Origin of the sequence: Streptomyces sp. DvalAA-43 (assembly GCF_900091725.1) — a bacterium.
GTDB lineage: Bacteria > Actinomycetota > Actinomycetes > Streptomycetales > Streptomycetaceae > Streptomyces > Streptomyces pulveraceus.
This window is the reverse complement of the sequence record NZ_FMBW01000061.1, coordinates 19681-28349: the sequence shown is the minus strand read 5'-3', so window position 1 is coordinate 28349 and position 8669 is coordinate 19681. Positions and strand designations below refer to the sequence as shown.

Below are 8669 nucleotides of genomic sequence, written 5' to 3'. Positions count from 1 at the left end.
GCGCCCCGAACCGCCGCCCTGCGTGTCCTGCGCCCCCGGCGCCGCGTGCTCGTCCGGCGCCACCGGCTCGCGGCGCGCCCGGCGCCGCCCGGTCGGCTCGGCCGCCGCCGTGTCACCGCCGGAACCGCCCATCGGGCTCTCCAGGAACGCGTCCGTGGACGCCCGCCGCGCCCGGCGCCGCCCGCCGCCCGGCTGCTGCCCCGCGGTCTCCGGACCTTCCTGACCGGCCATCGGCTCGGGCCCGGCGCCGGGCTGTGTCCCGCTCTCCGGCTGAGCCCCGGGCGCAGTCGCCGTCACCGTGCCGGAACCCGCGCCCAACGGCACCTCCAGCACATACGCGCTGCCGCTCATCCCCGGCACCTCGTGCGTCTGGAGCACGCCGCCGTGCGCCCGTACGATCCCGCGCACGATCGGCTCGTGCACCGGGTCTCCCCCGGCGAACGGTCCGCGCACCTCGATCCGTACGACCTCACCGCGCTGCGCCGCCGCGACGACGACCGTGGAGTCGACGTACCCGCCGCCGGGCACCAACCGGGCCTTGCCGGTCGAGTCGACCCCGGCGACATCCGCGACCAGATGGGCGAGCGCGGTCACCAGCCGGGCCGCGTCCACCTCGGCCTCGATCGGCGGCGCGTGCACGGCGAACTGGGCGCGCCCGGGGCCGATCAGCTCGACGGCCGCGTCGATACCGGCCGTCACGACCGAGTCGAGCAGCACGTTCGCCTTGGTCAGCTTCTCCGAGCCGGCGTCCAGGCGCTGGTAGCCGAGCACGTTGTCGACGAGGGTGGTCATCCGGGCGTAGCCCGCGGCCAGGTGGTGCAGGATCTGGTTCGCCTCGGGCCACAGCTGCCCCGCCGGGTCGGCGGCGAGCTTCGAGAGCTCGCCGCGCAGCTCCTCCAGCGGACCGCGCAGCGATTCGCCGAGCACGGCGGTGAGCTGGGTGTGGCGGGCGGTCAGCGCCGTCAGCCGGTCGGCCTGCGCCTCCAGCTCGGCCGCGTACCGCTCGCTGCGGTCGGCCAGCTCCGAGCTGTGCCGCTCCGTCAGCTCGGCGACCTCGGCGGTGTGACTCCTGGTCAGTTCGGCGAGCTCGGCCCGGTGCTCCGCGCCGAGCTCCTCGTACGGCCTGCGGTCGGTGAACGTCATGACGGCGCCGACCAGCTGGTCGCCGTCCCGGACTGGTGCGGTGGTCAGGTCGACCGGCACCTGCGCGCCGCTCTTGGACCACAGGACCTGGCCGCGCACCCGGTGCTTGCGCCCGGACCTGAGCGTGTCGGCGAGCGGCGACTCCTCGTACGGGAACGGCTCGCCCTCCGCCCGCGAGTGCAGGATCAGCGGATGCAGCTCCTGGCCGCCCAGGTCGCTGGCGCGGAAGCCGAGGATCTGCGCGGCGGCGGGGTTGACCAGGACGACCCGGCCGTCGGTGTCCGTGCCGACCACGCCCTCGGCCGCGGCCCGCAGGATCATCTCGGTCTGCCGCTGCGAACGGGCCAGTTCGGCCTCGGTGTCCACGGTGCCCGACAGGTCACGTACGACGAGCATCAGCAGTTCGTCGCCGGTGTAGCTGCCGCTGTAGGAGCTCTGGAAGTCGTTGTACGCGGCCTGCCCGTCCTCCAGGCTGGCGCTGGTCACCTCGACGGGATACTCGGTGCCGTCGGTGCGCCGCGCGGTCATCCGGGTCGGCTTCGTACGGCCCCGGTCGTCCGCGGTCTCGGGCCTGCGCATCGATCCCGGGATCAGCTTGGAGTCGAACTCCGGCAGCAGATCCAGGAGCCCGCGCCCGACGAGCGCGGTGCCCGGCGTCTCGAACATCTCCAGCGCGATGGTGTTGGCGTTGACGACCGTGCCGTTGCAGTTGACGAGCAGCAGCCCGTCGGGGAGTGCATCGAGTATGGCTGCGAGGCGAGCAGCGCCTCGGGATGGCCTGCTGCTCACGACGACGCTTCCTCCCTGGTTACCGCACCTTGCCGACAGCGGGCCCCATCTTGCCCCTCGGGCCGCGGGCTGTCACTGGAGGAGTCTAAAGGCAGGGAGGGGACACGGGGCTGCGGATGAGGGGGAGCTCTCACCAAGGTTCTGTGCATACGGTGTACGACTCCGCCCTGTCCTGTGTCGCGGATGTGTCCTGAGCAGCGGCGCGAGCCCCGTTCCCGGGGGCGCCCGGTGGGTGGCGCGAGCCCTGTTCCGGGGGGCGCCCGGTGGGTACGGACGCCCCTTCAGCGGCCCGGCCGGTCAGACGTTGGGGAGCACCGGCCGCAGATTGTTCCAGCGGGAGATCTCGCAGCCGTTGGTCCGGCTGAAGGCCGTGTCGACGCTCCGTCCGTGCCAGGTCCCGGTGACCCGGGCGGTGGCCGGGCTTCCGAACTGCAGGGTGCACAGCGCGTCCTTCGGCACCGGGGCGAACGGGTCCGCGCCCGCGCCCGCCAGCTCGTCCAGCCGGTCGCAGGCCTGCCGCGCCACCGGGTGGCTGCCGCCCGCCGGGCCGCACCGCAGCTCGAAGGTGCCCTCGGCATCGGCGATCCCCGAGCCCGAGACCGTGATCGTCAGCCGGGTGGCGGCGTCGTCCTGGAGCAGCGGCAGCGGCAGCGGCAGGGGAAGGGGGCCGGTGGCCGCGGTCGCGGCCGGTGCGGCGGCGGACAGCGCGGCGAGGGACGCGACGGCGGTGAGGGCGAGGCGGCGCAGCATGCGGGCTCCTGTGCTCGTGCACTTCGGCGGGAGTGCCGGTGGAACGGACGGAAGGGCGGGCGGCGCCCCGTCATCACTAACGCTCCGCACGCCACGGCGTTGCGCAACCGAATGCGCTTTGCCCTCGCGGCCGACTGCCTAGTACCGTAGGCATCGATTGGTGACGCACCGCTCAACTGTGTCATCATCTGCACGCACCACTCGCGCTCGCGCGGGGTGTGCTGGAGGCGTCGCCTAGTCCGGTCTATGGCGCCGCACTGCTAATGCGGTTTGGGTCTTAAAGCCCATCGAGGGTTCAAATCCCTCCGCCTCCGCTCTCTGACCAGGGAGTTCAGCCCACATCGGCTGAACTCCCTGAGTCGTTTCCGGAGCCGTTCCGGGAGGAGCCGTTCCGGCGACCGGCGGCAGGTCCCGGTTGCTTCGCCCCGGCTACTTCCGGGTGGCGCAGGGGTCGCAGCAGGAGGGAGCCGGCTCGACGCAGATGGTGACGGCGTCGGTGTTGTCGCCGGTGTCGGGATCCTTTTCGTTGGCGGTGGCCGTGGCGGTGTTGACGACCGGACCGGCCTCGGTCGCCTTGGCCCGCAGTACGAGGGTGGCCCCGGCGCCGTCGGCCAGGGTGCCCACGGCCCACCGCCCGGTGGCCGGGTCGTAGCTTCCGGGGCCGTCGGCGGACAGGAAGACGAGACCCTCCGGGAGCCGGTCGGTGACGGTGACGCCAGTGGCCTGGTTCGGCCCGGCGTTGTGGACGGTGACGCGGTAGGTCACGGTCTGGCCGACGGTGACGGTGGTCGCGTCGGCCGCCTTGACCACGGACAGGTCGGCGGCCGGGTTGACCTGTGTGACCTGTTCGTTGGAGGTGGCCGTCAGCGGCTCCGGGGTATCGCCGAGGCGGTTCTCGTAGGAGGCGGAGGCGGTGTTCCTGAGCTGCCGGCCGCCGGCGGCCCGGTCGATGGTGACCCGGTACTCGGCGGTGGTTCCCGCAGGCAGGGTCTCGGTGTTGGGCAGGCTGCCGCCTTCCCCGGTGGTGGTGTTGCCGAGCGCGAAGACGACCTTGTCGCCCTGGGCGTCGTAGTACGCCTGGTCGTCGCCCCGCGCGTCGGTCTTCGGCCCGGCGTTCGGGCCGTCGACGATGCGCAGGGAACCGGGCAGATACGTCGTGCCCTGCGGGATGACGTCGGTCAGGACGAGGTTCTCGGCCGCGCCGCCGCCCTCGTTCCTGGCGTTGATGCGGTAGGTGATGACGTCACCCACCTCCAGCGGTCCCGTGGGGGCGGCGGTCTTGGTGAGCACCAGGTAGGGGGCGGTGCCGAAGAAGATGCCGTCCAGGAAGTTGCCGATGCTCTGGTTGCCGCCGGCGGCGGAGACGGAACGGAAGGCGAACCGCGTCCGGGTCTGCCCCGCCGGGACGATGTAGGTGCCGGTGTAGTGGCCCCAGGCGGTGTTGCCGTCGGTGAAGCGTCTCTGCTGGACCGTGGCGCCCGGCGCGCCGATGTCCAGGGCCATGGTGTCGTTCCCCTGACGGCCGCGGTGGTACAGCTGCCAGTACAGCTTCGTGCCGGGCGTGGTGGGCAGGTCCTGGTAGAGCGTGGAGACCTGATTGGCGTTGAGTTCCGCGAACTGGGTGCCGTCGGCCGCCGGTACTCCGTTGAAGCCCGTGTGCCACAGCTCGATCATGTGGTCGGTGGCGGTGGTGAGCCAGCCCGGGACCCGCTTGGGCGCCTGCGTCTGCGAGGAGTCCGGCAGGATCTCCACACCGGTGACGACGGGCTGTTCGAAGCTGCCGTTGGCCAGGGTGACCCGGAGCGGAGCGGGAGGTGTGGACATGGTTTCCCCTCAAGTCGGCGCGCTGCTGGAACGCACCGCCGCCCGGCCGCACAACTGCGCGCCGTGGCGGAGCCGGTGCATCCAGTAGCGCAATGCATCCGGGTGATCGCGTAAAGCGAGGAGCGGGGCGGTTCGGCCAACCCCGCGCGGCAGGTTTGCTGCCCCCGCCCCCGGACGGCTCCCACCGCCGAGTCCCCCACGCCGCCACCGTCGCGCCGCGCCCGTCGCACCCGCCCCCTGTTTCCCTCCCGCCCACTCCGTCATGGCCGGAAGCCCGCGCCGTGCCCGGTGTGCCCACCCCCGCTCAGGGTGATTCGGGCACCGACGAAGTTGACGCTCCCGGCACCGCGGCGGCGAACTCGTGAACGTCCATGAAGACGGGGGCCGCTGACTCGCGCCCCGGGGTCTTGCCCGTCGGTACGGCTCCGGCCACATGCGGACCCGCCCCGTCCGCCGCCCGCCCCGCAAGGGCGCGGTGCCCCGCCCCCGCAACCGTCGAACACGGTGTTTCCGCAGGTCGGGGCGGGTGTGGCTAATGGATTTCGCGCTACGGCGCAGGTCATGTAATGTTGTTCTCGCAACGCCGACCGGGAAGAAAAAAACCGGGAAGCACAAGCACTCGTAGCTTAACGGATAGAGCATCTGACTACGGATCAGAAGGTTGCAGGTTCGAATCCTGCCGAGTGCACAGCAGTTCAGAGGCCCTGTGGATCAGTCCACAGGGCCTCTGGCTTTTGCCTTCACGGCCTGTCTGTGTGCACAGCCATGCAGGGGCGGGTGAGGCCGGTCAGGCGGCGATGTTCGCGGCCGGTCGGGGTGTGGCCTCCAGTCGCCGGGACCGTACGGCCAGGATGATCATGACCGCCGGGATCAGGAGGTCGTTGACGAGGACCCCGCCGGTGTTGCCGGGGGCGTGGTCGCCGTTGGCGAACCACTGGTAGAGGTGGCCGGCCAGGGCTCCCCAGAGGAACATTCCGCCGCCGAGTCCGATGGTGATGCGCTCGCGTGCGGAGGCCGAGGCGGCCCGGAAGCCCATGACGGCCAGCCCGAGGTTGGCGAAGGCGATCTCGAACATGAAGGGCGTCCGGTCGAAGCCGATCGCGGTGGCCATGACGTCCGGGAAGGCGAGGAACGCGACCGTCATCCAGAGACTGCCGACGCCGAAGGCGCCGATGGCCCACCAGCGCTGCCAGGTTTCCAGCGCCTGCTGGGGTGACTGGGCGTGGCGGGTCCGTACGAAGGCTCCGATGGCCGGTACCAGGATCCAGACCAGGGGGAACGCGGACTGGGCGACGTACGAGAAGGTGTCCATGGGTTCAGTCTTACCTGGTTAATATTAACCAGTCAAGAGTCAGGTATAGTGGTGGTGTGGATGACGGACTCGCAGACCTGCTGCACCGCGTGGTCATGCTGCTGGGTGAGGCGACCCGGCAGCGCACGGACGACCCCGACGGGCTGACCTACAGCCAGATACGGCTTCTGGGCACGCTGGAGGACATCGAGCCGACGACGCAGCATCGGCTGGCACAGGCGCTGTCGGTGTCGGACCCGGCGATCAGCCGGGCGCTACGGCCGCTCGAAGCGGGTGGCCTGGTGCAGATCACCGTCGACCCCGCACACGCGCGGCGGCGGCTGGTCCGCCTCACCGAGGCGGGCCGGAAGGCCTTCCACGCCGCCGGTAAGCCGCTCTACGACGAGCTCCGCGCCGGGCTCGTCGCGGCCGGTTTTCCCTATGAGCGCTATCTCCAGGACACGCTTCGGCTCGCCGAGTTCCTCGCATCCGACTGAGGGCGCCGCCGCGCCCGCCGTTCCCTCAGCCCGTGATCGTGACGGTGGCTCCTGTGGCGGCCGAGTCGGGGGCGGCCATGATGCGGGCGGCCGTGGGGGACGGTGCCGGGGGCGGCGGTGTGGACGGAAGGCTCTGCACGGGGCGCGGGGTGTCCGAGGTGTCCGAGGTGTGCTGCGGTGCCGGGGGCGCTGCGGCGGCGGGTGCCTTCGGGGAGGTGCCGCCCGCGACCGTGGTCGCGATCACGGCGGCGAGGATGGTGGCCGCGCCGGTGATGACAGCCGCGATGATCACTGTCCGGTGGCTGCGATCGGCCCTCCCGGACGGGTCGCCGGTGGCGCGGGTGTCGTCGGAGTCGGACACGTGGATTCTCCAACCGATCATGTCTGGAAAGCAGTTGAACGGGATACTTGGCACGGCTCTCCGGAGACCTCCGGATTTCCTGTCTCGGCGCGGGGCCGCCGAGGCCGTCCGCTGACGTCGCTCCGGAGGTTCGTTCATGGTGGTGGCCATGGGATGGCAGTGCACCGGGCTGCGGTGGCCCGACGCGCAGGGGCCGCCCGTGCTCGGCTGGCGGCGCGGCGGGGCCGTGCGGGCGAGTGCGCAGATGTACGGGGCGGAGTTCGGGTTCCGGGCCCAGGGGGCGCGGGGCTGTACCGGGGCGCGCGGGAACGCGTGTCCGGTCGGGGCCGTGGTGTCGGGGCGGAGCACGGGGGCGCGGTGTCCGGAGTGTGCGCGGCTGGACCGGGCGCATTCGGTGGCCGCCGACACGATCGCCGACGACCCGAGGACGTACCGCGTCTATCTGGCCTGGTTCGGGCCGGGGATGGTGAAGGTCGGGATCACCGCGGAGGAGCGGGAGGCGGCGCGGCTGCGTGAGCAGGGGGCCGTGGTGTTCAGCTGGCTGGGCCGGGGGCCGTTGATGGCGTGCCGGCGGACCGAGGAGCTGCTGCGGTCGGCGCTCGGGGTGCCGGACCGGATCCCGTACGCCAGGAAGCGGGCCGTGCGCGGGGCGCTGCCGGGGGCGGCGGAGCGCGGGGCCGAGGTGGCGGAGCTCTACGGACGGGCCGTGGCGCTGGAGGGGGCCGGATGGCCGGAGTCGCTGGAGCGGCTGCCATTCGAGGCGGTCGATCACGCGGGGCTGTTCGGGATCGACGGGGTGGTCGAGGTGGCCTCGGCGGTGACCGAGTTGGTGGCCGGGGGTGCGGTCGCGGGGCGGCTGCTGGCGGCGGCCGGGCCCGATCTGCATCTGGCGACGGCCGACGGGGTCGTGGTGCTGGACACCCGGCTGATGACCGGGTGGGAGCTGGTGGCGGCGGACGCGCGGGCCGGGGTCGGGGTGCCGGTGGCCGACCTCGGGGGCGGTGGCGTGCAGGGCGGGCTGTTCTGAGATCGTCGGATCCGTCCGGACCGGTGGGAGCCGGACCGGACGGACGGTGAGAACGGTGAGAGGGGCGTGGGATGAGTGGTGACGCCGACGACGTCGTGCGGTTCCGGGAACGGCTGGGGCTGCCCGGGATCATCGATGTCCATACGCACTTCATGCCGGAGCGGGTGCTCCGCAAGGTCTGGGCCTACTTCGACTCGGCGGGGCCGCTGACCGGGATGGAGTGGCCGATCGAGTACCGCCGCGACGAGGACGAACGGCTCGCGCTGCTGCGTTCGTTCGGCGTGCTCCGGTTCACCTCGATGCTCTACCCGCACAAGGCCGGGATGGCCGCCTGGCTGAACGGCTGGGCAGCCGATTTCGCCCGCCGGGTGCCGGACTGCCTGCACACCGCGACCTTCTTCCCGGAGGAGGGCGTGGAGGCGTATGTGCGCGAGGCCGTCGAGGCGGGGGCCCGGGTCTTCAAGTCGCACCTCCAGGTCGGCGCGTACGACCCGAACGACCCGCTGCTCGAACCCGTCTGGGGGCTGCTCGCCGAGGCCGGGATCCCGGTGGTGATGCACTGCGGCTCGGGGCCCGCACCCGGCAGGCACACCGGCCCCGAGCCGGTCGGCCGGCTGCTCGCCCGGCATCCCCGGCTGCCGTTGATCGTGGCCCACCTGGGGATGCCGGAGTACACGGAGTTCCTGGCGCTGGCGGAGACGTACCCCCGGGTGCGGCTCGACACGACGATGGCGTTCACGGACTTCACGGAGGACTTCGCCCCGTTCCCGCCGGCCGAGCGGGGGCGGCTCGCGGCGCTCGGGGACCGGATCCTGCTGGGCACGGACTTCCCGAACATCCCGTATCCGTACGCGCACCAACTGCACGCGCTGGAACGGCTGGAGCTCGGGGAGGACTGGCTGCGGGCGGTCTGCCACGGGAACGCGAGCGCCTTGTTCGAGCTCGGCTGACGGCCCGTCGGCGGTGCTGCTTTCTCAGGGAATTCAC

8 protein-coding genes and 2 tRNA genes are annotated in these 8669 nt (G+C 72.1%); 5 read left to right on the top strand and 5 right to left on the bottom strand.

The genetic code is table 11. From position 1 onward, the window contains the following. The coding region (locus GA0115234_RS24900) for a PAS domain-containing protein (protein ID WP_141718469.1) at positions 1-1932 on the bottom strand (1932 nt) is incomplete at its 3' end. A gap of 297 nt (positions 1933-2229) precedes the next feature. Continuing rightward, positions 2230-2682, bottom strand: a complete 453-nt coding sequence (locus GA0115234_RS24895; RefSeq protein ID WP_093545676.1) for an SSI family serine proteinase inhibitor — start codon at positions 2680-2682, stop codon at positions 2230-2232. 223 nt (positions 2683-2905) lie between these two features. Between GA0115234_RS24895 and GA0115234_RS24890 the strand changes: the two genes are divergently transcribed. Next, positions 2906-2996: transfer RNA gene (locus tag GA0115234_RS24890), tRNA-Ser, on the top strand. 115 nt (positions 2997-3111) lie between these two features. On the opposite strand, the gene GA0115234_RS24885 is transcribed toward GA0115234_RS24890, so the two are convergent. Then, positions 3112-4506 (bottom strand): DUF7507 domain-containing protein, encoded by a 1395-nt coding sequence (locus tag GA0115234_RS24885; protein WP_093545673.1) that lies wholly within the window; start codon positions 4504-4506, stop codon positions 3112-3114. A gap of 615 nt (positions 4507-5121) precedes the next feature. Here GA0115234_RS24885 and GA0115234_RS24880 point away from each other — a divergent pair. Further along, positions 5122-5194, top strand: a tRNA-Arg gene (locus GA0115234_RS24880). A 99-nt stretch (positions 5195-5293) separates the two neighbouring features. Here GA0115234_RS24880 and GA0115234_RS24875 read toward each other — a convergent pair. Then, complete coding sequence (locus tag GA0115234_RS24875) at positions 5294-5818, bottom strand: DUF6790 family protein (RefSeq protein ID WP_093545670.1); 525 nt, start codon at positions 5816-5818, stop codon at positions 5294-5296. A gap of 56 nt (positions 5819-5874) precedes the next feature. Between GA0115234_RS24875 and GA0115234_RS24870 the strand changes: the two genes are divergently transcribed. After that, positions 5875-6294: a MarR family winged helix-turn-helix transcriptional regulator gene (locus GA0115234_RS24870; protein ID WP_093545667.1), complete on the top strand. Its 420-nt coding sequence runs from the start codon at positions 5875-5877 to the stop codon at positions 6292-6294. A gap of 25 nt (positions 6295-6319) precedes the next feature. Here GA0115234_RS24870 and GA0115234_RS24865 read toward each other — a convergent pair whose 3' ends face one another. Then, complete coding sequence (locus GA0115234_RS24865; RefSeq protein ID WP_093545664.1) at positions 6320-6655, bottom strand: hypothetical protein; 336 nt, start codon at positions 6653-6655, stop codon at positions 6320-6322. A 148-nt stretch (positions 6656-6803) separates the two neighbouring features. Between GA0115234_RS24865 and GA0115234_RS24860 the strand changes: the two genes are divergently transcribed. Together GA0115234_RS24860 and GA0115234_RS24855 are read left to right on the top strand one after the other, a co-directional pair. Continuing rightward, positions 6804-7682: a DUF2797 domain-containing protein gene (locus GA0115234_RS24860; RefSeq protein WP_093545683.1), complete on the top strand. Its 879-nt coding sequence runs from the start codon at positions 6804-6806 to the stop codon at positions 7680-7682. 71 nt (positions 7683-7753) lie between these two features. Next, positions 7754-8632: an amidohydrolase family protein gene (locus GA0115234_RS24855; protein ID WP_093545661.1), complete on the top strand. Its 879-nt coding sequence runs from the start codon at positions 7754-7756 to the stop codon at positions 8630-8632. Positions 8633-8669 lie beyond the last annotated feature (37 nt).